This window comes from Marinobacter sp. CA1 (assembly GCF_020546665.1).
GTDB lineage: Bacteria > Pseudomonadota > Gammaproteobacteria > Pseudomonadales > Oleiphilaceae > Marinobacter > Marinobacter xestospongiae.
Window position 1 is genome coordinate 2,411,449 of sequence record NZ_CP071785.1, and the last position, 24,545, is coordinate 2,435,993.

Genomic DNA, 24,545 nt, shown 5'->3' on the forward strand with positions numbered 1-24,545 from the left:
ACTACCAGTGATTGAGCAGGACTTCCGGTTCAAAGTCCGGCGCCTCCGCGGCGATAACCAGTTCCAGGTGCGCTTCGCCACTTCGCTTACGGAAATCCAATTCGGTTTCCCGGCGCAGGTAGCGATCGTTGGCGCCCTGGCCGGTCATGGTCACCGACAGGGTATGGGGCCCTAATGCCACGTTGCCGACATACAGCTGTTGCAGACTGCCGGCCTGCAGGGATCTCAGTTCACGGGCACTGTAGAGATAGGATGCTGCTGGCTTGCCGTCGATGCTAAGTTCGATGGAGTCAAGCTCCAGCGCCTCGACATTATCCAGCGATAGAAAGACAGAAAGCCGGGTATCAGCGGGATGCAGCACTTGCTGCTCCAGAGTGAACAGGGATTCACTCAGTTGTGACACCTCGGACTTGAGCCGATCAATCCGTTGATCCAGTGCTTCGGCGCATGCCGCCCCGGACCATGCCGAGACAACCATCACCGATGCCAGGGCAAGGCGCTGCCAGCCCGACGCGTACAAACCTGTTGCCGTCATAACTGCCTGCTTCCGCATGTACTCTGTAACAAAAGGTATATGAAGAGTAACACTGGGAAACTGACAAGAACGGTATCCAGGTCACCAAATGGAAAACCGGTGTTCGTCGGGGATTTTTACAGCAAGGTGATGATTGGAGGGAGAAAACACCCAGCCGGATCAGCTGGAGATTTTCAGGCCACTGAAAATACTGAAAAATTAAGACATGGCCTCGCGATTGCTTCAGCCAGGGTGGCGGTAGCGCCCAAGGGCGCCGACCGCTTGATATGCCGAGCTTTGCCGATGCCCTCAACCGCATCGGCTTTTTTTTGCCTGGGCGTCCCTCTCCCGGGGATTCTGCTTACTTGCTGAGGTGCCGCATGGCGGATTCAAGGCCGTCGATCGTCAGCGGGTACATGTGATCCGACACCAACTGGCGGGTCATGCCCAGGGAACCACCCTGCCCCCAGTAACTCTCTGGCAACGGATTCAGCCACACGACTTTACGGAAGTGGTCGGTTACCCGTTGCATCCAGGTGGCACCGGCCTCTTCATTCCAGTGCTCGATAGAGCCTCCGGGGTGGGAAACTTCGTAGGGAGCCATGGTGGCATCACCGACAAAGATCACTTTGTAGTCCGGTGAATACTTGTGGAGGATGTCCCAGGTGTCTGTGGTTTCATTCATCCGGCGAATGTTGTTGGTCCAGACGCTCTCATAAATGAAGTTGTGAAAATAGAAGTACTCCATGTGCTTGAACTCCAGCCTTGCGGCGGAGAACAGCTCTTCACACACCCGCACATGGGGGTCCATGGAACCACCGACGTCAAAGAAGATCAGCACCTTCACCGCGTTGTGGCGCTCCGGCACCATCTTCAGATCCAGATAGCCGGCGTTGCGGGCTGTGGAGGCAATGGTGTCGTCCAGATCCAGCTGATCCGCGGCGCCCTGACGGGCAAATTTGCGAAGCCGGCGCAGCGCCACCTTGATGTTGCGGATACCCAGCGTAATGCCATCGTCCAGGTCGCGGAACTGGCGCTTCTCCCAGACCTTGACGGCGCGGCCTTGACGGCCGTCCTTCTGGCCAATGCGGAAACCTTCGGGGTTATAGCCGTTGGCGCCGAATGGCGAGGTGCCACCGGTGCCGATCCATTTGTTGCCACCCTGGTGACGTTCCTTCTGCTCTTCCATTCGCTGCTTGAACGCTTCAATGAGCTCTTCCAGGCCGCCGAGGGAGTCGATCCTGGCCTTTTCCTCGTCAGACAGCTGTTTCTCGAATTCGGCCCGCAACCAGTCTTCCGGGATCAGCGCCTCAAGCAGCTCGTCGAGGTTTTCAATCCCCTTGAAGTAGGCATCAAAGGCCCGGTCAAACTTGTCAAAATGGCGCTCATCCTTTACCAGACACAATCGGGAAAGGTAATAGAATTCTTCCATATCGGCGAAGGCCAGCCGGTTTTTCAGGGCCTCCAGCAGATCCAGAAACTCCCGCAGGCTGGCGGGCACTTTGGCACGTCGGATTTCCAGAAAAAAGTCGATCAGCATGGTAGGTCCCCTGCCCTGAATGAATGGTGGGGTGCACCGTGGCACCCCCTCAATCAGCTGCGGCGGCGCGCCATGAACGCCAGCTTCTGCAGCAGGTGAACGTCCTGCTCATTCTTGACCAGTGCGCCATAAAGCGGCGGTAGCGCGCTGCCAGCGTCCTTGTCCTGGAGCATCTTGGCAGACAGGTCATCCGCCATCAGCAGCTTGAGCCAGTCAATCAACTCAGAGGTGGAAGGCTTCTTCTTGAGCCCCGGTACCTTGCGAACATCAAAGAACACTTCCAGGGCATCCCGTACCACTTCCTGCTGGATATTGGGGAAGTGCACATCCACGATGCTCTGCATGGTGTCGTGGTCCGGGAAATTGATGTAGTGGAAGAAGCAGCGACGCAGGAAAGCATCGGGCAGTTCCTTCTCATTGTTACTGGTGATCACCACAATCGGACGTTTCTTCGCCTTGACGAACTCCTGAGTCTCGTAGACGAAGAATTCCATGCGGTCGAGTTCCAACAGCAGATCGTTGGGAAACTCGATGTCGGCCTTGTCGATCTCGTCAATCAGCAGCACCACCTGCTCGTCGGCTTCAAACGCTTCCCAGAGCTTACCCTTGACGATGTAGTTGCGGATATCCTTGACCTTCTCGTCGCCGAGCTGGGAATCCCGCAGCCGTGAGACCGCGTCGTACTCGTACAGCCCCTGCTGGGCCTTGGTGGTGGACTTGATGTGCCACGGGATCAGCCTCATGCCCAGGGCAGCCGCCATCTCCTCGGCCAGCAGCGTCTTGCCGGTGCCGGGCTCGCCTTTGATCAGCAGCGGGCGTTGCAGAGAAATGGCTGCGTTAACGGCCATTTGCAGGTCATTGGTGGCGACGTACTTGTCGGAGCCGGTGAACTTCATACGGTCGATTCCTGTTGCTGTTATCGTCGGATCTGGCGGCCGAGTATAGCCGGACGCCTACCGGACTGAAAACCTTAGCCTGCGTCCTTTTGTATCCGTATCGCGTCGATTTCGACCCGATAGTCCGACGATCACTCCTTTCCGTCGTCTTTTCGGCGCTCCCGGTTTTCGTCCTCATCGCCCGACTCATCGGGCAGATCGAAGTCCTCGATATCGGACAGATCAAAGTCCTCCAGGCCGAACTCATCGTCATCATCTTCCGAATCGTCCGGGAACGGGTCCAGCTCAGGGATCTCCTCATCGAGGTCAAAATCCTCTGGGAATTCCCGTTTTGGCTCCGGTTCTGGCTCCGGTTCTGGCTCTGGCTCCGGTTCTGGCTCTGGCTCTGGTTCTGGCTCCGGCTCCGGTTCTGGCTCCGGTTCTGGCTCCGGTTCTGGCTCCGGTTCTGGCTCTGGTTCCGGCTCCGGTTCCGGCTCTGGCTCTGGCTCTGGCTCTGGCTCTGGTTCTGGCTCTGGTTCTGACTCTGGTTCTGGCTCTGGTTCCGGCTCGGGTTCCGGCTCGGGTTCCGGCTCTGGCGCTGACTTGGTATCGGCTTCCTTATCCGGCTCTGCAGCAGCCTTGGCCTTGTTCCGGCGACGCCACAACAAGAACAGCGCGCCCAGGAACACCACACCACCGATCCCTGCGCCACCAATGAACAGCCACTTCTGATCAATCCCGGTATCGTCTGCCGCGGGCTCCGGCGGAGTTTGTGTCGGCTCCTCGACGTCACTGACATCGATTGGACCGGCCTCGGGTATCGCCGGGGCTGATTCTGCTGGGGGCTCTTGCTCAGCTGATGGCTCTGCTTCCGCTGAAGGCTCCGGTTCTACCGCAGGCGATGGCTTTGAAGGCGCCCCGGCAACCTCGCCACCGGTTTCCGGCAACTCGAAGGTAACAATCTGGCTGAACTTTCGGGAGAAGGTCTGGCCATCCGCCACCAGTGACAACTGATAGTCACCGGCGGCCGGCAGTTTGGGAATGGTGTCCTGATAGACGCCGTCTTCCGGCGGTCCGTTTGGCGCCAAAGGCTTGGTGCCGGAACGGCCGTCCGCAGAGGTGATGGTCAGGGAGACATCGATCACGCCAAGGAAATCGGGGTCCTGAATGCTCTGATCTTCCTCGTAGAACATCGCCTGGATCGCCAGCGGCTCATCAGCCGTAAACGCCGGCGGAATGGGGCTGACCACCATTCGCAGATCACTGACCACGGTGACCCGGCTACCCTCTCCCAGGTCACCGTCGATGGTCCACTGGCCGGCGGTTGGGTTGGAGACGGTGATCAGGTCATAGCCAGTCTCACTGGCCCAGCGTAACCCGTCCTGAGGCGAGTCTGCCTGGCTGCGACGACCCTGGGGGTCGATCAGTGCCAGCTCAACAGGCGGTTCACCAGTGGTACGCTCACCCGGGAAGATCAGCGCGGTGAATTCCTTGACGCCACTGTCCACCAGGAAGCCATTGTCCTCAATCGGCAGCTGTTCCTGGGGAACCGCGGTGTTCAACGCTCTCAGAAACGCCAGGTTCAGCCCATCGGCCGATTCGGCCAGGGAATAGGAGCCCTCGGTCTGGCTAGCGAATTGCCGCAGCAGTTCAAGGTCCGCCTGGTCCGAAAGAGCCACGGTGTGTATTGTGGCGCCCGCATCCTGCAGGCGGGTCAGCAGCGAATCCAGAATACGCTGGCGCTCACGGCTGTTGGCCGACGAATCCGGAGAGATATCGACCTTGCCATCGGTGAGCAGGATGAAGTGGGTTCGGCTGAGATCACCGCCGGTGTAGAAGTCGTCACTGGCGACTTCCAGGGCTTCGCCAAGATTGGTGCGAAGGGCGATCGAATTGATGGCCCGGGAACGTTCAATGGCCTTGTCCCGCCAGACCTCGCTCACTTCCCCGTGGGGCACCAGCATGTTGACGTACTGGCCAAAGGTCCAGACGCCGGCGGTCGAACCGCTGGGCAGCATGCGGGCCAGCAACCGGACAGCAGGCTGCCGCAGGTTGTTGGGATCGGTCTGTTTCATTGACCCGGAAATATCAACGATCACCCGGACATCGCTGTCTTCGGGCAGTTCCAGGGTACTTTGCTGGGCTTGGACAACCGGGGCGAGGACCACAACCCCGAGGATGAGGAGGCGTTTCAGGCCTTTGAGCATAGTGTCTCCTGAATCAGTGCTGTGTCAGCGCCGGGTCAGACGATAACGAACCAGATCCAGCAACCAGACCAGGGTCATTACCATGGCGGCCAGTCCCATGTTGAAAAATGCCCTGGCCGCCTCCTCGGCATTACCCAGTATGGCCTCATAACCGCCATGCAACCAGGCAGGTATCCACCACCCCGCCACCTCGGAGGACTCCACCGGCGTCGCGATAGCGACGATCAGCACCGCCTGCAGCAACGTCCGTAATCCATAAAGAGGCAGGAGTCGGAAGAACCGGCTCATCACATAGAAAAACACCAGAAAACCCAGGATGTAGATTCCCCAGAATATGCCATACGCCAGTTGTGCTTCCGCATTCATCATTTACAGAACCCAGTGAATAATATGTTCTTCCCAGTCCTCTTCCGGCACCCGGTCTTCGGATAAGACCCGGTGCCGGACCGATACGCCGGCAGCGTGAACGCTGTCCGGATCACCGGATACCAGCGGGTGCCAGTCCGCCAGAGGACGTCCTTCGTGAAGTGTGCGGTAGGCGCAGGTATAGGGTAACCATTGGTAGTCACCCACCGTGGCCGGGGTCAGAACGGTACAACCAGGCACCTTCGCCAGGCGGGTGGCATACACCGTGCACTGACAGCTCTCCTGATCCATATACCGGCACACCAGGTCGGTATGGTATACCTCGCCGGTGTCCTCGTCTTCCAGCTTGGCAAGGCAGCACTTGCCGCAACCATCGCACAGCGATTCCCATTCCGTGGGGCTCATCTCATGGAGTCGCTTCCGCTGCCAGAACGGGATGGCCGCTATCATCTTCTGTCCTTGAGCTTTTCCTTAAACTCTACGACGTAACTTTCCAGTTCTTCGGGCATTTGCAGGTAGAAATCCTTGTCTTCGATAGCCTCGAGAACGGCCTGCCCCGTGGCTCTCGCCAGCTTGCGCTCAGGCGTCAGCACCAGGTCCATCGAATGCACCGGCTCGCCAAAGATTTCGCGCAACGCCTCCGGCAATGTCGACCAGTCATGGCCTCGCCGTACGAAAATATAGGTGTCTTCCTTCTTGCTGCTGCGAAAGACAGAGACAAAGGTTTTATCAGTCATGTTGCAGTTCCGCTTCAATCTCAGAAAGGACCGGCTCGATCAGTTGACCGCGCCAGCCCGACAGCCATTCGCCGGAAACCTCGCCCTGTTGCACCAGGGACTCCAGCCGTTTGCGCGGAGCAAACAGCTCAATGGGCACGTCCGCGGTCTCCGCTGCAGACACAAAGCACGCCTTTACCCGCTTGTAGAGCTTCTGCTGCTCCCGGGTCAATGGCGGCCGGATGGTTTCAAAGTCGCCATCCGCCGCAACCGGCTGGTTGACCATCTCCACAATCTGTTCGCCGTAGCGGCGAACGACCGGCGCTGGCAGGTCCTTGATGCCGTTCAGTGCGCCCACTCGTGCCGGCATGGCGTCCACGATGGCGATCAGCAGCGCATCAGACACCACCCGGTTGCGGGGACGATCCCGGCGCCGACACTCCTGCTCGCGCCAGAAGGCAAGCTTCTGCAAAACCTGCTGCTTGGAGGTAGTTAACGCCCAGCCTCCGCGAATCTTGAGGTAATAGCGCTGTGGATTATCCTGGGCCGCCAGGTCGGTGGCGAACCGTGCGGTCTCTTCTGCCAGCGCGGGCAACAGACCACGCGCCTCCAGCGACTCGGTCACCCAGCGGAAGAGCGGCAACAGGAAACGGACGTCATCCAGGGCGTACTGTTCCTGCGCTGGCGTTAACGGACGCGCGAGCCAGTCCGAGCGGGTGGCAGACTTGTCCAGGGTCGCCCCGAACAGGGTTTCCACCAGGCGGGCATAACCAACGGAAAAGCCCGCCCCGGCAAGCGCGGCTCCGAGCTGAAGGTCCAGCAGCCCGGCTGGCTCAATGTCCAGCCAATGACGAAACAGCTCAAGGTCTTCGCTCATGGCGTAGAGGATCTTGGTCTTGCCAGCATCCGCCAGAGTATCCCTGAAGCGGGTGGAGTCGGCGGCGACGTCCGGGTCAACCAGGTAGTAATCCTCACCGACACCAAGCTGTACCAGTCCGGGAATCGGGAAAAAGGTGGAAACCCGCTCAAACTCGGTGTCCAGCGCCAGTGGCTGATCGCCAAGCCGGTCCAGTACTTCATCCAGTTCGGCAGAACTACGAAGCCAGCAGGCAGGGGATTGTGAATCAGTGGTCATGGTGTATAGGGACTGGGTTGGGGCTAGTCGCTCAGGGGTTTGCGACCGCGGAAGGCATGGGTCAGGGTAAAGCCATCAACATAGCCCAGCTCGCCACCCACGGGGATACCGTGAGCCAGCCGGGTGATCAATACATCACGACCGTCCAGGCGATCGGCGATGTAATGGGCGGTGGCCTCACCTTCGACAGTGGGGTTGGTGGCGAGGATCAGTTCGGAAATGTCCTCGTCGTTGATCCGTTGCAACAGGCACTCGATGCCGATGTCGGCCGGGCCAATACCATCAATGGGAGACAGATGCCCCATCAACACGAAGTAGCCGCCCTGGTAATCGCCGGCCTGCTCGATGGCCAACAGGTCAGAGGGGCTCTCCACCACACAGATGGTGCCGTTACCGCGCTTGGGATTCTCGCAGATCCCACAAACCGGGGTATCCGAGAAGTTCTGACAGCGCTCGCAACGGCGCACACCCGCCATCGCCGATTGCAGGGACTCGGCCAGGCGATGGCCACCGGTGCGTCCTTTCTCAAGCAGGTGAAAGGCCATCCGCTGGGCTGTCTTCTGGCCAACGCCGGGCAGACAACGCAGGGATTCCACCAGCTCGTCCACCAGAGGACTAAAAGCCATGCCGCTCTCCCGGCTGCAAAGTGATCAACATCGAGTAGCCCTTAGAACGGCATCTTGAAGCCCGGCGGCATGCCCATTCCGGACATCATGCCAGACATCTTGTCCTTCTGGTTGGCCTCGACACGACGCACCGCATCGTTAACCGCCGCTGCCAGCAGATCTTCCAGCACTTCACGCTCTTCGCTCATCAGGCTGGGATCAATGTCCACCTTACGGACATCGTGACGGCCGTTCATGGTCACTTTCACCAGGCCCGCGCCGGCCTCGCCGGTCACTTCCGCCTTGGCGATCTCTTCCTGGGCCTTCTTCATCTCTTCCTGCATTTGCTGGGCCTTTTTCATCAGGTCGCCCATGCCATTCATCATCGTCTTTCTACCTCTGTTCTTGCCTGCCCGGAAGTCCGGGTGAACTGGTTCGGCATCATTACCACGGCGTTTGTTGGCTGCGGATCACGATACCGGTTTAATGGAGTCTTCGACCACCCTGCCTTCAAAGCGTTCCACGATGGAACGCACGTGGGGATCGTTCTGAATGGAAGCCTCTGCCGCCTGCTGCCGCTCCTGTCGCGCGCGCTGCTCCCAGGCCGCGGGGGTGTCTCCTCCGGGATGACCCTGGCGTACCGAGAGCTGAACCTGGTCACCGAAGAACTGACGCAAGGCGTCCGCAATACGGTCCTGGTGACGGTCGTTAAGCAGACGGGCATGCCCCTCATCAAACGTCAGTACGACCGTATCGCCGTCCCGGCTCATGGCTGCGTGGCTGGCCAGGTTGCCTGGCATACCGACAATCCCCAGGGAACGGAAATCCCGAGGCCAGTGGAATTCGCCTGCTGCCGGTGCCGGCGCGGGGCTATCCATCCCCGCCGCCTCCGGCTGGTCGCTGGCAGGAACGGCTTCGGTTGGCTCAGGTTGCCCGGTTGGTGCTGGCGGTGCCGGCACGGATTCTGCCATCTCGGCATCTGGCACGGACGGTGCCGGCGCTACCGGCTCAGGCGGCGTCACCGCTTCCGGCGCCGGATTCTGGGCTGCTGGCTCATCGCTGTACGCCAGATATTCCGGAGGCAGATCATCGTAGCTGGCCGGGGGCGGGCCATCCTCCGTCGGTGCAGATTCCGGTATCAGGTTAGCCGCTGGTGACGACTCGACCGGCTGGGGCGAAGCCGTCTCACTGCCCCGGCCCGGCTCGCTGACCGGGGATGCGGTCGGTTCCGGCGCGGGTTCTGATGGCGCTGGCGCTGATGAAACGGGCGACACTGGCTCAGCTGGGGTCGCCGGGCTTGCGGCCACACTCGTTGGCGTAACTTCCGCTTCGGCTACAGGCGCCGGCCCAGGCTCATCGGCATTCTCCGGCAGCGCTGGCGCGCCCTGGGCCGCTATCGTCGGCGGTTCACGACGCTCAACACCGGGGCGAAACGCCAGCATCCGCAGCAGGGTCATTTCGAATCCCATGCGGGCGTCCGGCGTCACTGCCAGGTCTTTTCGTCCCATCAGCGCACTCTGGTAAAACAGCTGGGCGTCCTCAGCACTGAGCTGACGCGCCAGCGACTGAACCTTACCGGCATCCCCCAGGGCATTATCAACGCTGCCCGGAACCACCTGCTCCATGGTGACCCGATGAAAGAGAGACAACAGATCAGCCAGGATGACACCGTAGTCCGGTGCAAAATCGGACACTCGCTGAATCTCCGACAACAGTCCCGGTCCATCGGCGGCCACCAGGGCATCCACCAGTTTCTCGATGTCCCGCTGATCGATTGTGCCCAGCATGCTGCTGACATCACTGGCCGCCAGTTTCTGGTTGCCGAAGGCAATGGCCTGATCGGTGAGACTGAGCGCGTCCCGCATGCTGCCATCGGCGGCCCGTGCCAGTAGCCACAATGCGGCCTCTTCAAACGGGATGCCCTCCTGGGACAACACATGATTGAGGTGACCGGCGATATGCTCCGGCGTCATGCGCTTGAGGTTGAACTGCAAACACCGTGACAGCACGGTAACCGGCAGCTTCTGGGGATCCGTGGTCGCCAGCAGGAACTTGACGTGCTCTGGCGGCTCTTCCAGGGTTTTCAGAAATGCATTGAATGACTGGTTGGTGAGCATGTGCACCTCATCGATGAGGTACACTTTGTAGCGGCCGCGAGTCGGCGAGTACTGAACGTTGTCCGTCAGTTCCCGCATATCATCCACCCCGGTTCGTGAGGCGGCGTCAATCTCGATCAGATCGACAAAACGCCCCTCCATAATCTCCCGGCAGGTTGTGCATTCGCCGCAGGGATTCGGGGTGATGCCGGTTTCGCAGTTCAGGCAACGGGCCAGCAGCCTGCCGATGGTGGTCTTGCCCACACCTCGGGTGCCGGTAAACAGATAGGCGTGATGCAGCCGTTGGGTCTCCAGTGCATGCACCAGAGCCTGAAGCACATGCTCCTGCCCTACCATGTCCTGGAATGTTTGCGGGCGCCACTTACGGGCGAGTACCTGGTAGCTCATTGTCCATCAACTGCGGTTGTGATCAGCCTCAACCTTAGCATGGACCCGGATTGATAAGAAGCCAATACCCAATGGTTCAACTTGCTGAATTGCCGGCAAATCTTTGGTTCTAAAAGGGGAAGTAAACGAGGCTTGGGCAACAGGTTTGGCTTGTGAGTCCAACAGGCGGGATGCGGGGAGTACTGAAAACTGGGGGTGGCCCCACCAGCGACACTCCGGCACACAAGTCCACCGCTGCGGCTGCTCCCTTCCGGGCCTGACCGGGTTCACGGTTTATTGTTGCGAAGGCACCAATGGAGCCACCATAACGATCCGGACGTGCTCGTCCAGATGCGGCGCGCATGTTAACAGGGGTTGGCAGGCGCATCAACGCTTTTTGTTGTTGATTTCTTTCCGGGTGTTTTCCTCATACCCAGGCCACCCTCGCAGCGGTAACGCAATTGGATTAATCTTCGGAAAACCACATGGATGGATCCCCCAACCCGATACGAGGTGCACGTGACTGAAACTCCCGGAAGCTGGTCATTTACCCGCTGGATAACCGAAGGACAGCTGGAGGGGCTGGAGATTCACCACCCGGATTTTCATGCCAAGCTGCTGCTTCAGGGAGCACACCTGATTCAGTTCGCCCCGACCGGCGAGGCCAACTGGCTGTGGTTGAGCAAGGCCGCCCGCTTTGAAACCGGCCGAGCCGTGCGAGGTGGCATTCCGATCTGCTGGCCCTGGTTTGGCGTTCCGGACCGAAACCCACCACAGGTCCGCGAACACATTCATACCCGGCAAAGTCACGGCTTCGCCCGCACCCAACTGTGGCAGCTGGACCAACTGACGGAGTCCCCGGAAACCGTGGAAGTCAGCCTGGCACTGGAAATCGACGACGACATGCCCACGCTATGGCGCGGCAAGGCCCGGGCTTTGCTGACGTTCCGGTTCAGCGCCGATCTCCTTCACATTGCCCTCACCACCACCAACCTGGACAACAAACCACTGGCGCTTACCCAGGCGCTTCACACCTATTTGCCCTGCGACGACATCGCCAGCACCCAGCTGGAGGGTTTTGATGGCGTTAAGTTCGTCGACACCCTGCGAGACTGGGAGCTTTATGAGCAATGCGGCCCGGTCACCTTCGATGGCGAAGTCGACCGGATCTATCAACGCCCGGCCGAGCAGCAGGTTTGCATCCACAACGGCAACCGCCAGCAACAGATCACCAGCCTCGGCAGCCGCTCTGCGGTGGTCTGGAATCCCGGCCCGGAAAAAGCGGACTGCCTGTCCGACTTTCCCGCCGAGGCCTGGCGATCGATGGTCTGCGTCGAAACTGCCAATGCGCTGCACGATTTTCGGGTGCTAAATAGCGGACAGACCCATACCCTTGGAGCAATGATCAGCTGTCGACAAGGACTTGCTAGCGACTCATGAGCCTGACATCAAGAATAAAATCTGCCCTGGTTCCATCATCCCTGGAAGACCAGATCCGCAAAATCAGTAAGCCCATTGGCAGCCTTGGCTACGACCCCTGGGGCTATAACAACGAAACCATCAAGTACGGCTTTTCATTTACCAGACTGCTGTATGAAAAGTACTTTCGGGTTGAGACTCACGGCGTCGAAAAGGTACCCGCGGAGGGACCGGTGCTGCTGATTGCCAACCACAGCGGCCAGCTCCCGCTGGATGGGCTGCTGATTGGCTACGCCCTGGCCTCCCGCAGCGACAAGCCCCGGATTCCCAGGGCCATGATCGAGCGGTTTTTCCCGACCGTGCCCTATCTGGGCAACCTGCTTAATGAGTTCGGCGCGGTTCTCGGAGACCCGGTGAACTGCGCCAAGATGCTGGCAAACAACGAGGCGGTGATCGTGTTCCCCGAAGGCGTGCGCGGCTCCGGCAAGCTCTACCGGGATCGTTACCAGCTCAAGCGGTTCGGCAATGGCTTCATGCACCTGGCGATGAAATACCGCGCGACCATCGTGCCGGTTGGCGTCGTTGGTTGCGAAGAGACCATCCCCGCCATCGCCAACGTCAAACCCCTGGCCAAGCTGCTTGGAGTCCCTTATGTGCCCGTTGCGGTACCGGCGGTCCTCCCCGCCAAAGTACACCTGAACTTCGGTGACCCAATGATCTTCGACGAATCGGAGATTCCCGAGGCGCAGGTCACCGAGCGGGTGGAACAGGTCAAGGCCGCAATCAGCGAGTTGATCGACAAGGGACTGAGCGAACGCAAGGGGCTTTTCTGATGAGCGAACAAAAACGACCACACATCCTGGTAACCGGCGCCGCCGGTGCCCTCGCCCAACAGGTAATCCAGCGCCTGCGCCAGGACTGTGACCTGGTGGCGGTGGATTTCCGTGAACAGGTGTACCTCGGGGACGACATTCCCAGCTATTGCATCGATTTCAACAAGCGGGTGTTCGAAGACCTGTTTCGCCGCTACGATTTCGACGGCGTGATTCACCTCGGGCGCGTCCAGTCCAGCCAGTTGACCCGCATGCGCCGTTACAACGCCAACGTGCTGGGCACCCAGAAGCTGCTGGATCTCAGCCACAAATACGGCATCCGCCGCGTGGTGGTGCTGTCGACCTACCACGTCTACGGCGCCACCGCCTACAATCCGGCGCTCATCGATGAGGAAGCGCCATTGAAAAGCGCCGGCCTGTCCATGGACCTGGTGGACTCGGTGGAACTGGAGAATCTGGCCAACATCTACCTGTGGCGCTACCCGGAACTCAACATCACCATTCTGCGGCCGTGTAACATCGTCGGCCCGGGTGTCCGCAACAGCATCAGTACTCTGCTTGGCAGCGAACATGCGCCGGTGCTGGCCGGTTTCTCTCCGATGATGCAGTTCATTCACATCGACGACATGGCCACCGCTCTCGTGCTCGCCTATCACCACAAGGCCCGTGGAGTGTTCAATGTGGCTCCGGACGATTGGGTGGCCTATCAGCATGCCCTGCAGCTATGCGGCTGCCGACGTATTCCCGTGCCTTCCATTCCGCCATCCCTGGCAAGGACAATCCTGCGTACACTGAAACTCAGGAGCTTCCCCTCCTACCTGATGAATTTCTTCAAGTACCCGGTAGTGATCGACGGTCGGCTGTTTGCCCGGGAGTTTGATTTCACGCCCGAGCGGTCACTGAAGGAAATTTTCCGGTACTATCGGGAAAACAAGCATCCCGTCTAGGGCGACAGGTCGGTAAGGACTCCGACGCCCGCGCAGACGGAGTCCATTCGTTCACAGGGCAAGGGACGCAATAGCCTATGGCGACCGACCTTGGTGTAATCAGCCACTCTGCAGCAGTGCTGTCATACCTGCTGCTCGCCATTCTTATTGCCGGCAAGTACCTGCGTCGCGAAGTGGATCGCACCATGTTCCTCGCCGCCCTGGTGTCCGCCATCTGGGCATTCTCGCTGGTGAGCCAGAGCCTGTGGCAGCAGCCTGGCTTTTTCCTGCGCTACCTGCTGGAGCTGATCCGCGACGCCGCCTGGATTGCCGTGCTGCTGGCACTGCTGCGGGATGCCGGACGCTCCGGCCAGTTCATGGGCAAGGTTCGCACCGTGCTCAGCAACGCCACCATCACGCTGGTCCTGTTGCTGCTTGCCTCCGGCGTCCTGGAATATGCCTTCGGCATTGCCCTGCTGGATGGCAAGACCAAGGTGGTGGGCCAGATCGCGTTGTCGCTGCTCGGCCTGTCTCTGGTGGAGCAAATCTGGCGCAACTGCGGCAGCCTCGGCCGCTCCAGCATGAAGTACATCTGCGTTGGCACCGCCACTCTGATGGCGTTTGATTTCTTCATGTACGCCGATGCCCTGCTGTTTGGCCAGATCGCCGATTCGTTCTGGGACGCCCGCGGCTTCATCAATGCCTTCCTGGTGCCGCTGTTCGCGGTAAATGTCATCAATACCCGCAAGCAGCCGGTGGAATTCCAGCTGTCACGCAACGCCGTTTACCATGTCGGCACATTAAGTTTTGCCGGTATCTATCTGATTTTTCTTGCACTTGGCGGCTACTACGTCAAGGTCATGGGCGGTGATTGGGGCGAAGCCCTGCAGGTTTTGTTCATCACCCTGTCCCTGGCGGCGTTCCTCATTCTGGTCACTTCCCGCCGAGTACGCGCCCGGATCATGATTTTCATCAGTCAGAATTTCTTCGACTACAAGTACGACTACCGAGACGAGTGGCTGAAGATGACCCGGGAGTTGGCGGATCTGGGGGACGCTCCACCCCTGCCGGAGCGGGTGATCCGCATCCTTGGCGACCTGGTGGACAGCAATTCCGGCGTCCTTTGGCTGCGGGACGAAGATGGCAACTTTGCCCTTCAGGCTGCCACCAACATGACGCCTCCCAAATACACCACCATCGATGGCGAATCCGAGCTGATCCGATTCCTGCAGGAGCGTGAGTGGATCATCAACCTGGCGGAGTACCGGCAAGATCCAGTGCGCTATAACCTGCTGGAGATTCCCGACGCCATCACCAAGTTCACCGACGGCTGGCTGGTTATCCCCATGTACCTGGATAATTCGTTCTACGGCCTGACACTGATTGGCAGCCCCTACGCCAAAGTTGAGCTGAATTGGGAGAACTTTGACCTGATCAAGGTAGTCGCGCGCCAGACCTGTAACCTGCTGGCGCAAGCTGATGCCCAGAACCGGCTGTCCCGGGCCATGCAGTTCGAGGCCGTGAGCAAAGCCTCAGCGTTTATGGTGCACGACCTCAAGACCCTGATCGCCCAGCTTGGCCTGCTGGTGAACAACGCCCATCGGCACCGGAACAATCCTGAGTTTATCGACGACATGATTCGAACCACGGAGCACGCGGTACGGAAGATGTCGAACCTGGTGGAGCATATCCGCAAGCCAGAGGACAGCGGCAACGAAACCGCCACGATCGATCTCTTTGCGGTTGTCCAGCAACTGCTGGAGCACCACAGCAACGACCAGCCTGCTCCGCAACTGATCGGCAATCCGGACCGGGTACTGATTCACGCCGACGCTGACCAGCTGCGTAACGTTCTGGGCCATCTGGTGAAAAACGCCCAGGATGCCACACCGCCAACCGGAGAAGTCACACTGACCCTGAAAACGTCCCAGGGCCAGGTAGTGCTGTTCATTCAGGACACAGGCAGTGGCATGAGTGAGGAATTCATCAAGTTCCAGCTGTTCAAACCGTTTGAGAGCACAAAAGGCCTTACCGGCATGGGTATCGGGGCCTATCAGGCCCGCGAGTATATCCGCAAGATTGGCGGCAACATCGACGTGACCAGCGAGCCAGGGGTCGGCTCGTGCTTTTCGGTGCGTCTGCCGCTGGCCCAACCCAACGCGCCAACCTCGCAACAAACCACAGAAAACGACGAAATCAAGTCACCAAAGCGCATTAACACCGCCAGCTGATCGTCGAGTGCCAAAAAACCGTCCAGAGACGATTGCAATAGCCTAAACTACAGTTAAGAATCGACGGTAACGAGAAATCGTGCCGAGAGTGTACCGGGGCTCAACGTTGCTCGCGCGCTAAGCCACCCCCTCACGGGCTGGCAAAACAAAGGTTCAGCCGCACAGGGCCCGGTACTTGATCTATCCAGACAGTACAAGGACTTGTTGCAGTTGTGACTAAGCGACTCTTGATCGTAGAGGATGACCCAGGCCTGCAGAGCCAGATGCGCTGGTGTTTCAGTGATGACCTGGAAGTGGCGGTTGCCGACAACCGGGAGGCTGCCATGGCCGCCCTGAGAAGGCATGAACCCGAGGTGGTTACCCTCGACCTGGGCCTGCCACCCGATCCCGGCGGCGCCTCCGAGGGCTTCGCCCTGCTTGATGAAATTCTTCGCCTCGCTCCACAAACCAAAGTCATCGTGGTTACCGGCCGTGAAGACAAGGAAAACGCTGTCAAGGCCATTGGCATGGGGGCCAGCGATTTCTACCAAAAACCGCTGGACGCCGACATTCTCTCGTTCGTGGTCAATCGGGCGTTTCGCCTGGCGGAGCTGGAGCAGGAAAACCAGGAGCTCAACCGCCAGAACAATGGTGCCAACATCAAGGGCATTGTCGCCGCCAGCCCGCAGATGCTGACCATTTGCCGCACCCTGGAGAAAGTTGCCCCAACAGACGTAACCACACTGATTACCGGCGAAACCGGCACCGGCAAGGAGTTGCTCGCCAGAGCACTGCACGACCTCAGCCACCGGGCCACCAAGCCCTTTGCCGCCATCAATTGCGCCGCGATACCGGAAAATCTGCTTGAGAGTGAGCTGTTCGGCTATGAGAAAGGCGCTTTCACCGGCGCCACCCAGAGCAAGAAAGGCAAGATCGAGAGCGCCAATGGCGGCACCCTGTTCCTGGATGAGATCGGCGACATGCCCATGCCGCTGCAGGCAAAGCTGCTGCGTTTTCTGCAGGAACGGCTGATCGACCGGGTCGGCAGCGTCAACCCGATACCGGTTGATGTACGGGTTGTGTGCGCAACCCACCGGGATGTGCGGCAACTGATCGACAGTGGCGACTTCCGCGAGGATCTCTACTACCGCATCAGCGAAATCACCCTGGACGTGCCCTCACTGCGAGAGCGGGATGGTGACGCGCTGGTGATTGCCCATTCGCTGCTGAAATCCCTCGGCAAGCAGATGGAGCGTCCCAATCTGACGTTTTCGGAATGCGCTGTTCGGGCCATCAATACCTATGGTTGGCCAGGCAACGTGCGGGAGATGATCAACAAGGTGAAGCGTGCCACCATCATGGCGGAAGGCAAACGGGTGACCGCCTCCGACCTTGAGCTGGAGGCCCCGACGAGCTCAGGTCAGGATGCCATCAACCTGCGCCAGGTGCGTGAAACCGCAGAACGCCAGGCCATTCTGCAAGCCCTGCAAAGCAGCGGCTTCAACATGGCTCAGGCAGCACGCCTGCTCGGCGTTACCCGCCCCACCCTCTATAACCTGACGGACAAGTACCGGATCGAAACGTCACCGGAGGCGTCCAGCGCCGGCTAGTCTGTCGGCGCCACCAGATCGTGCGAATGGCCTCACAATAAAATACCAACAGGGAATACGTTCATGACCAACTTCCGTCATCTACTGCTGATTGGAGCGCTGGCCCTGCCGCTGCCGATGCTGACCGGTTGCGGAGACCAGGCTGAGAAGTCCGAGGCGCTGTCCCACATCGCCCGCAGCGACACCTACGTTGAGCAGGGCCAGTATCGCCCGGCGCTTCTCGAAATCAAGAATGCCATCCAGAAAGAACCCAACAACGTGAACCACCTGGTTCAACTGGCCTCGCTGTATCTGGAACTTGGCGCAGCACGGGAAGCATCCGATCTTCTTGAGCCCTGGCTTGAAGATCAAACCCAGGCGGTCGCCCTCACCCTGGCCCAGGCCTACCTCGCCAGGGGCAAGCACCTCTCGGCGGTTGAGACCCTGGACCGCATAGAACCGGAATCGGAAGCGGCGGAACTGGAGCACGAGCTGGTTCGGGCCGAGGCCCTGCGGCAGTCAGGCAAGCCCCGACAGGCATTGGCCGGCTTCCAGGCCGTCCATGAGCGCAGTTCGGATAACCGGGAGGCTCTGATCGGCATACTGCGCTCCCGCATCGACCTGGGAGACGCGAACCAGGCAGTGGCGACAGCCGACAATGCCCTCGACCCGCAGAACCCTGACCCGGAACTGCTATTCCTGAAAGGTCTGGCTCTGTACAAACAGGGTCAGGTCGAATCGGCCATCGAGGTGCTTACCGAGGCAACGGGGGCACTGCCCAGCGTTGATGTCTTCCTGCCGGTGCGCAGAGACCTGTTGACGCTGCTGTCCCAGGCCCTGACGCAGCAGGGCCGGATTACCGAGGCCCAGCTCTACAACCGTATCCTCGCGGAGAACACCGACACCGACGCTCGCGAACGCGCCAAGGCCGCGGTTTCAGCGATCCAGTCCGGCAATCTGGAAGAAGCCCGGGTCACCCTGCAGGACATGCTACAGCTGGACCCGGAGAATGAGCAGGCCGCCTTGATGCTTGGCGCCCTCAACCTGCAACTGGGGGACCTGAGTGAGGGCGCGGGTCTGCTGGCCGACAACCTGGACCCTGAAACCTCCCCCACTCCCTTCATTCGCGCCGCTACCCTGGCGCAGGTTGAACAGGGCCAACGCAAAGATGCCCTCGCCAATCTCAGCCGCGCCATCGAGGCCAGACCCAACGATCCGGATCTGCTCGCCATGCACGGCGTGCTGGCGTTGTCTCTGCCAGGGCGCGCGGATGAGGGCGTAGCCAGTATCAGCAAGGCCCTGGGGCTAAACCCCCAGATGACACGCCTGAACCTGGCCCTTGCCCGCCACCATCTGTCGGAAGGTCAGCCGCAGCAGGCACTGGGACAACTACGAATGGCGTTTGCAAACAACCCGTCGGATTGGCCTACCACCAGCTCCTACGTTGGCGAGCTTCTAAGGCAGGATGAACTGGGCGAAGCGAGGGAGATTCGCGATTCCCTACTTAACGGGTATCCGGACTCGCCCCAGGCCATTCTGATGGCCAGCCTTGTCGATGCCGGCCTGGAAAACAACGAACGCGCCCTGGCCAGGCTCAAGGAGCTGACCACCAAGCAGGCCAACTACCAGCCGGGCCTTATTGCCCTCGCCAACCTGCAAACCAAGCTGGAACGCACCGAGGCAGCAGCGGAGACCATGATCAAGGCGGCGAAACTCACGCCACAGAATCTGGAACCCCTGCGACAGGCCGGCCGACTGTACGCCATGACCCATTCCATGGAGGAAGTCGCTGAATGGCTGAAGTCGCAGACCGGTGATGATCCAGAGCTGAGCAACAGCGGTGCGGCGCTGATTGCCATGGTTCAGGTGCGTCAGGGCGAGCTGGACGCAGCGGCCAACACTCTGGCCGGAATCGACGCAGACACCGCCTCTGAGCCAGTCAAACACGCCAAAGCCCGTCTGCTGGTGGCGCAGGCGGAGGGCCTGATTGGTGATAAAAACTGGGCCGACGCCCAGGCCAACGCGACCCAGGCCATTGCGTTGCAACCGGCACATCTGGGCTTCGCACTGCTGCCAGCGCGGCTCTACCAACTCGAAGGCAAGCAGCAAGAGGCCATGGCGCAACTGGATGAGGTGGAAGAGCGATTCGGCACCCGACCTGAAATTGTGGTCAGCCGGGCCTCGCTGTTGCAGCAGATGGATCGGGCCGACGAGGCCTATCGGTATCTGGAAGAGCAATGGCAGGCCAGTGAAGATCAGCGCATGTTGCCAGCACTGATCAGTCTGGCTGAGACCCAGGACCCGGATCGCGTGGACGAACTCACCCAGACCTGGGCGGGCCAGGCGCCCGGCAATCTGCAGGCCCAGATGAAACGAGCCAACTACCTGATGCAACAGGGCAACGATGCGGCAGCAGCCCGACACTACCAGGAAGTCCTGGATCGGCAACCCAACAACATACTGGCGCTGAATAACCTGGCCTGGCTACTCCGGGAGTCCTCGCCGGCACGAGCGCTGGAGCTGGCGCAACGGGCCAGCGAGCTGGCACCGGACAACCCCGCTGTGCTGGACACTTACGGTTGGGTACTCCATCTGCAGGGCAAGCACCAGGAAGCAATGGCAGCCATTGAAAAGGCTCTGGCAGCAGCACCACAAAGCGAAGAAATTGCCGACCATCTGGAACAGGTGAAACAGGCACTATAGGCATAGACACCGTCCACCGATGACAGCGCCTACGTCTGTCATCGGTGGGTTACATGCCCGCAAAACCCAGCGTCAGACTTTGTACACCCCACGGAACAGGTCTTCCTCTCACCACCCTCACCCAGAAGAGTTATCGTTAAAACAGCTCACTAGCCGTACCAAGCGGCCAATTCCAGGCACAGTGGGCGTAACAGTGTTGGTGCTCTACCACACCCTGCTTGTCAGCTTCTTTTACATGCCCATTACAGAGCACCCCGGAAAGTTCAGAAAATCAATTAGCTACAACATTGGCACGGTAATCGCTTATTACTCGGCAGGGAGGGGTTTGAACAAGCTCACCCACCGGCCAAACCATCTGTGAGGGTGGGACGGAAAGCCAAGGATCTCAAAACAATAGAGACGGCCTGGCTGCACAAGAGAGATGGATACAAGGAATTAGTGACAAATTGGAGACAATTCCATGAAACTGAAACTCCTGACTGCAGCAATGGCACTGACCTGGGCTTCCTCGGCCAGTGCGGTCTATGTCAGTAATGATGGCGATGACGGCGTTGGTACCGGTCTGCAGGGCCAGATTGACGCAATCACCACCGCACCAACCCCGGGAAGTTCTTCCATTGATGTCAACGCGGATCAACTGGATGACGGTCTGGACAGCTACTGGAGCATTACCGGCTCAGGCGGCAGTGTCAGCACCTTCGTAGTAGAGGTTGCGGGCAATTCCGGGTCAAACACATTCGGTGTCTACGATCGCTCGAATCCAACGACCTTCGTTGAACTGTTTTCCGGCAGCGACGGCCCCAACAACGGTTTCGGCAGCCAGGTAACTCTGAGCTTCCTGGCCGATGGTTCGGTTGGTATCAATGGCTCCGACACTGGCATCGACTTTTCCAGCAACCAGTTCGGCTACTATCTGGGCAGCGCTTCCGGTCCCACCTTCTTCTCAGACAGCGATCTGAACACCAACGGTTCTGATCAGATGGTGGCCCTGCAGGGCAACGACGTTGACACGATCAACATCCCTGGCTACTTCGCCGGCACCTGGACTGACAACGAGTTCATCCTCGGCTGGGAAGACGTGCTTTACGCCGATGGCGACCAGGACTTCAATGACCTGGTGGTGATGGTTGAGTCCGTACTGCCTGTTCCCGAGCCGGGAACCTTGGCGCTGCTCGGTCTCGGCCTGGCCGGTCTGGGCGCGGCCCGTCGTAAAAAGGCGTAAGCCAGCAAGTAGTATCCCAAAGCCAGCTTCGGCTGGCTTTTTTATTGGCTCTGCCAGGGCCAAATCACCGCCGGTTAAGCCCAGGTTGTTGAACGGCGGCGAATACCCAGTATGCTGTAACGTAGTCGCTCAGGTCAGGCGGACCCCGGATGTCGATGTTAAGGAAGGCGCACACGAACCTGCCCCAGGCTGTACCCTATCTAACGGTCACACTGATCAGCCTGATACTTTTTTACCCCACCTGGTGGCGTTTGCTGTCAAAGTGGTTGCAGTTTGAACAGGTGCTGGTCCACGGTCTGGCCACCGCAGCGTTGTTCATCGGATTGTTACTGCTGCACCCGCCCCTGACAGCCCGCAACGCAGACACACCCTCGATTTCTCTGAACAAAGCCTCCCTGGGTGGCGGCCTCGCGCTTGTGGCCACCGTTCTTGTCTGGCTACTGATTGAACTGGCACGTATCGACACCCTCGCCTACCTGCTTCTTCCAGTAGGGCTGGCAGCCACCTGCTGGACCTTGCTGGGTTGGGCGGCTACCCGTGCGTTTCTTCCATACCTGCTGCTGTTGTCATTGTCCCTGCCAATCTGGGCCGACCTGGTGCCACCACTGGTGGCAATGGCCAGCGCGGTCGTGGGCACCTGGGTGCAATGGATGGGGATGACCGCATTGATTGAGGGGCATTACATCACCCTGCCCTATGGCCGCCTGGTCATCGCCGATGGCTGTTCCGGCATTCGTTACTTCGCCATCGCCATTCTGCTGTCGATGGTAACGGCGGTTCTCAACGACTATCGCTGGCGCGGCTGGCTTGCATGCCTGGGCGTTGCGGTGGCCCTCGGCCTGCTGGCCAACTGGGTACGCATCACCATCCTGGTGGTTGTGGCCTACGCTACGGATATGGAAAGTGCCCTGATCACCGATCACGAATTCCTCGGCTGGGTGGTGTTTGCTTTCTTTATCGGGCCTGCTCTGTATCTGGCACCGGTCAAACGTCGCCAACCGGGACACATCAAAGCACCAGGCTCGATCCGTCGCCCGGCACTCGCTTTTGTGGTTGCAGCCGCTCTGCTGGGGCCCGTTTCGCTGGCGTTTTTCCAGGCCCCGGGTAACCCGAAACCACCCTGGACCCTGGAGCTCGTCGATGCCCGGGTGGAGGCCAGTGCCGGACTGCCGCTGCCCATGGAACTACCGGGCAATCTTGACCAGAAAGTCTGGCAATCCGGGCCGTTCTGGTATTCCCTGGCCCAGACCCAGAAACGCCAGAGCAATGACAAACTGGTTCCCTACCTACGCCCCCCGGTTGATAAGGACACCTGGCAGTTACAGCAAACCAGCCCTCAAGGGGCCCGCCTCTACCGCAATATCTTTACCCGCGAACAGGTCGTGCTGGCCCAGTGGTATCAGGTTGGGCAGTTCCGGGCGCAGAGCTACCAACAGGCCAAGTTACTTCAGATACCGGCAACCCTAAGTGGCCAGAGCCGGTTCGCGCTGGTTACTGCGCAACTGGCCTGCGATCGGCTCAGCTGTGACCAGGCCCTGCTGGACATGGAAGCGCAACTTGCTACCTTGACGCTGCACCCCAGGGATGAGGCGCCCCAGACAATCGACGGATCAAACAGCTAGTGTCAGCCGGATTCCGGGTCATCAGAAGCGCCGCCCTGCTGCTGGGCCTGCAGGTAGTCCAGCGTGGGCTGGGCATTATCAGCACGCTGATCCTGGCCCGCCTGCTCACCCCCGAGCATTTCGGCATCGTTGCCCTGGTCACCATTGCGTTGCAGTTCTTTGAGCTTCTCGTCGAAACCGGGAACCAGCAGTACATTGTCCAGAAAAAGCACCTCAGCGATGACGACCTCCACACCGCGTGGAGTCTCGACGTCGTGATCAAGTCCTCGGTGGCGGTACTGATCATCGCCTCGTCGCCGGCGCTTGCCCGCTATTTCGACACCCCGGAACTAACCCTGGCATTGAGCGTAGCGGCGTTGACACTGCCAATCCGGGCCCTCAAAACTCCCGGAATGATGAAGCTGGCCAGGGAGATCAATTACCGCCCGCTGTTCCGACTGACGCTGTGGCAGAAGAGCCTGTCGTTCATCACGGTCATCGGATTGGCGCTGGTGCGTCCGGATCACTGGGCCATCATTGCCGGCAATGTGGTGTCGGCGGTCATACTGGCGGTCGGGTCCTATCGCGTCCACAGCTTCCGGCCGCGATGGACCCTGGTCCATGCCCGGGAGCAATGGCAGTTCAGCCAATGGTTGCTGATGCGTGGCCTGGTCGGGTTCACCCGATCCCAGATTGATAACTTGCTGGTGTCCCGCTTCTTCGGCACCGAGAAGCTTGGTGGCTACAACCTGGTACGGGAGATCAGCCTGTTGCCGGCGCTGTCCGCCATTATCCCGATGAGTGAGCCGCTGTTGGCGGCGATCGCCGAGCGCAAGGATCAGGCCGAGGTGCTAGCCTATCGGGTGCGCCTCAGCCTGGCCATCATGATTACCCTGCTCACCCCGATCACTGCCATCATCATGCTGTTTCCAGAGGCCATCGTCGCCCTGTTGCTGGGCAGTGACTGGGCGGCCTATGGCCCACTATTGCGTCCTTTTGGCCTGTTCTTTTTCACGTTTTGTCTGTTCGCCCTGACCAGCGACGCCGTAATCGCCCAGGGGCGGGTCAAGCCCCTGTTCTGGTTTGATGTGATCTCCACACTAACCATCATCGCGGCCCTCCTGCTCTATGGCAGCAGCAACCTCGACACCATGGCCTGGTTGCGGGGTTGGCTGGCGGTGCTGACAACCGCCGCCCTGATGCTGTTACTGAATCGCTGGTGCCAGTTTGGCCTGCAACGCCTGGCCTTCCTCTGTTTGCCAACGGCCACTGCCCTGCTGGCCGCGCTCGCGGCCTTTCTCGCCTTGGCTGGACGGTCTTCACTGACCGCCGCAGGCGAGCCGATCGGAGTGATCGAGCTGCTCTGGATGGGCCCGTTGGTGCTGGTGAGTTATGGCGCGGTGTTTATCGTGGCCTGCCTGCTGATCCTCCGCCATACCGAGGAATTCCGGCAGGTGCAGGAGTTGCTGGGAAGTCTGCTGACAAGGAACCGACACCCCGGCGATGCCCGTTAACGAGCCGAATGTAACTTTATGTAACACAAAAAAAGAGCTATTCTTTCAATAACTCGCATACTTTGACAGTTCAGGTAGTAGCGCAAC

Annotated in this window: 20 protein-coding genes, 1 other RNA gene and 1 riboswitch; of the genes, 9 read left to right on the forward strand and 12 right to left on the reverse strand. The window is 59.7% G+C overall.

Features of this window, described 5'->3' with window-relative positions:
* Position 1: 1 nt before the first annotated feature.
* From J2887_RS11030 to ffs, 12 genes are all read right to left on the reverse strand, one after another.
* Positions 2-535, reverse strand: coding sequence for an AraC family transcriptional regulator (locus J2887_RS11030; protein ID WP_227171191.1), 534 nt, complete (start codon positions 533-535; stop codon positions 2-4).
* A gap of 340 nt (positions 536-875) precedes the next feature.
* Positions 876-2,054: a vWA domain-containing protein gene (locus J2887_RS11035; protein ID WP_227171192.1), complete on the reverse strand. Its 1,179-nt coding sequence runs from the start codon at positions 2,052-2,054 to the stop codon at positions 876-878.
* Between the two features lie 53 nt (positions 2,055-2,107).
* Positions 2,108-2,950 (reverse strand): AAA family ATPase, encoded by an 843-nt coding sequence (locus J2887_RS11040; RefSeq protein ID WP_227171193.1) that lies wholly within the window; start codon positions 2,948-2,950, stop codon positions 2,108-2,110.
* 131 nt (positions 2,951-3,081) lie between these two features.
* Positions 3,082-5,136: a VWA domain-containing protein gene (locus J2887_RS11045; RefSeq protein WP_227171194.1), complete on the reverse strand. Its 2,055-nt coding sequence runs from the start codon at positions 5,134-5,136 to the stop codon at positions 3,082-3,084.
* Positions 5,137-5,160: 24 nt separating this feature from the next.
* A complete protein-coding gene (locus J2887_RS11050; protein WP_227171195.1) occupies positions 5,161-5,505 on the reverse strand; it encodes a hypothetical protein in 345 nt (114 codons plus the stop codon).
* Positions 5,506-5,952 carry a YcgN family cysteine cluster protein gene (locus J2887_RS11055; RefSeq protein ID WP_227171196.1) on the reverse strand — a complete coding sequence of 149 codons (447 nt, stop codon included), beginning with the start codon at positions 5,950-5,952 and terminating at the stop codon, positions 5,506-5,508.
* Positions 5,949-6,239 (reverse strand): YcgL domain-containing protein, encoded by a 291-nt coding sequence (locus J2887_RS11060; RefSeq protein WP_227171197.1) that lies wholly within the window; start codon positions 6,237-6,239, stop codon positions 5,949-5,951. Before J2887_RS11060 ends, J2887_RS11055 begins: the two co-directional genes overlap by 4 nt.
* Positions 6,232-7,353: a ribonuclease D gene (locus J2887_RS11065; RefSeq protein ID WP_227171198.1), complete on the reverse strand. Its 1,122-nt coding sequence runs from the start codon at positions 7,351-7,353 to the stop codon at positions 6,232-6,234. The genes J2887_RS11060 and J2887_RS11065 overlap by 8 nt, the downstream gene beginning before the upstream one ends.
* 23 nt (positions 7,354-7,376) lie before the next feature.
* On the reverse strand, positions 7,377-7,979 hold the full coding sequence (recR, locus tag J2887_RS11070) for a recombination mediator RecR (RefSeq protein WP_227171199.1): 603 nt from the start codon (positions 7,977-7,979) through the stop codon (positions 7,377-7,379).
* 41 nt (positions 7,980-8,020) lie between these two features.
* A complete protein-coding gene (locus tag J2887_RS11075) occupies positions 8,021-8,344 on the reverse strand; it encodes a YbaB/EbfC family nucleoid-associated protein (protein WP_227171200.1) in 324 nt (107 codons plus the stop codon).
* A gap of 84 nt (positions 8,345-8,428) precedes the next feature.
* Entirely contained in the window at positions 8,429-10,462 is a 2,034-nt protein-coding gene (dnaX, locus tag J2887_RS11080) for a DNA polymerase III subunit gamma/tau (protein ID WP_227171201.1), read from the reverse strand.
* Positions 10,463-10,661: 199 nt separating this feature from the next.
* An RNA gene (ffs, locus tag J2887_RS11085) (signal recognition particle sRNA small type) lies at positions 10,662-10,758 on the reverse strand.
* Between the two features lie 202 nt (positions 10,759-10,960).
* Between ffs and J2887_RS11090 the strand changes: the two genes are divergently transcribed.
* The 9 genes from J2887_RS11090 (at position 10,961) to J2887_RS11130 (ending at position 24,458) form a co-directional block, all read left to right on the forward strand.
* Positions 10,961-11,881 carry a D-hexose-6-phosphate mutarotase gene (locus tag J2887_RS11090; RefSeq protein WP_227171202.1) on the forward strand — a complete coding sequence of 307 codons (921 nt, stop codon included), beginning with the start codon at positions 10,961-10,963 and terminating at the stop codon, positions 11,879-11,881.
* Positions 11,878-12,693, forward strand: coding sequence for a lysophospholipid acyltransferase family protein (locus J2887_RS11095; RefSeq protein WP_227171203.1), 816 nt, complete (start codon positions 11,878-11,880; stop codon positions 12,691-12,693). Before J2887_RS11090 ends, J2887_RS11095 begins: the two co-directional genes overlap by 4 nt.
* Complete coding sequence (locus tag J2887_RS11100) at positions 12,693-13,640, forward strand: SDR family oxidoreductase (RefSeq protein ID WP_227171204.1); 948 nt, start codon at positions 12,693-12,695, stop codon at positions 13,638-13,640. Before J2887_RS11095 ends, J2887_RS11100 begins: the two co-directional genes overlap by 1 nt.
* Before the next feature lie 77 nt (positions 13,641-13,717).
* Entirely contained in the window at positions 13,718-15,850 is a 2,133-nt protein-coding gene (gene prsK, locus J2887_RS11105) for an XrtA/PEP-CTERM system histidine kinase PrsK (RefSeq protein WP_227171205.1), read from the forward strand.
* A gap of 212 nt (positions 15,851-16,062) precedes the next feature.
* Complete coding sequence (prsR, locus tag J2887_RS11110; protein WP_227171206.1) at positions 16,063-17,439, forward strand: PEP-CTERM-box response regulator transcription factor; 1,377 nt, start codon at positions 16,063-16,065, stop codon at positions 17,437-17,439.
* A gap of 63 nt (positions 17,440-17,502) precedes the next feature.
* Positions 17,503-20,121: a tetratricopeptide repeat protein gene (locus J2887_RS11115; RefSeq protein ID WP_227171207.1), complete on the forward strand. Its 2,619-nt coding sequence runs from the start codon at positions 17,503-17,505 to the stop codon at positions 20,119-20,121.
* Positions 20,122-20,456: 335 nt separating this feature from the next.
* Positions 20,457-20,537, forward strand: a riboswitch (cyclic di-GMP riboswitch).
* A gap of 44 nt (positions 20,538-20,581) precedes the next feature.
* On the forward strand, positions 20,582-21,343 hold the full coding sequence (locus tag J2887_RS11120) for a DUF4114 domain-containing protein (RefSeq protein ID WP_227171208.1): 762 nt from the start codon (positions 20,582-20,584) through the stop codon (positions 21,341-21,343).
* A 155-nt stretch (positions 21,344-21,498) separates the two neighbouring features.
* Positions 21,499-22,965: an exosortase/archaeosortase family protein gene (locus J2887_RS11125; protein ID WP_227176104.1), complete on the forward strand. Its 1,467-nt coding sequence runs from the start codon at positions 21,499-21,501 to the stop codon at positions 22,963-22,965.
* A complete protein-coding gene (locus J2887_RS11130; RefSeq protein ID WP_227171209.1) occupies positions 22,965-24,458 on the forward strand; it encodes a lipopolysaccharide biosynthesis protein in 1,494 nt (497 codons plus the stop codon). The genes J2887_RS11125 and J2887_RS11130 overlap by 1 nt, the downstream gene beginning before the upstream one ends.
* Positions 24,459-24,545 lie beyond the last annotated feature (87 nt).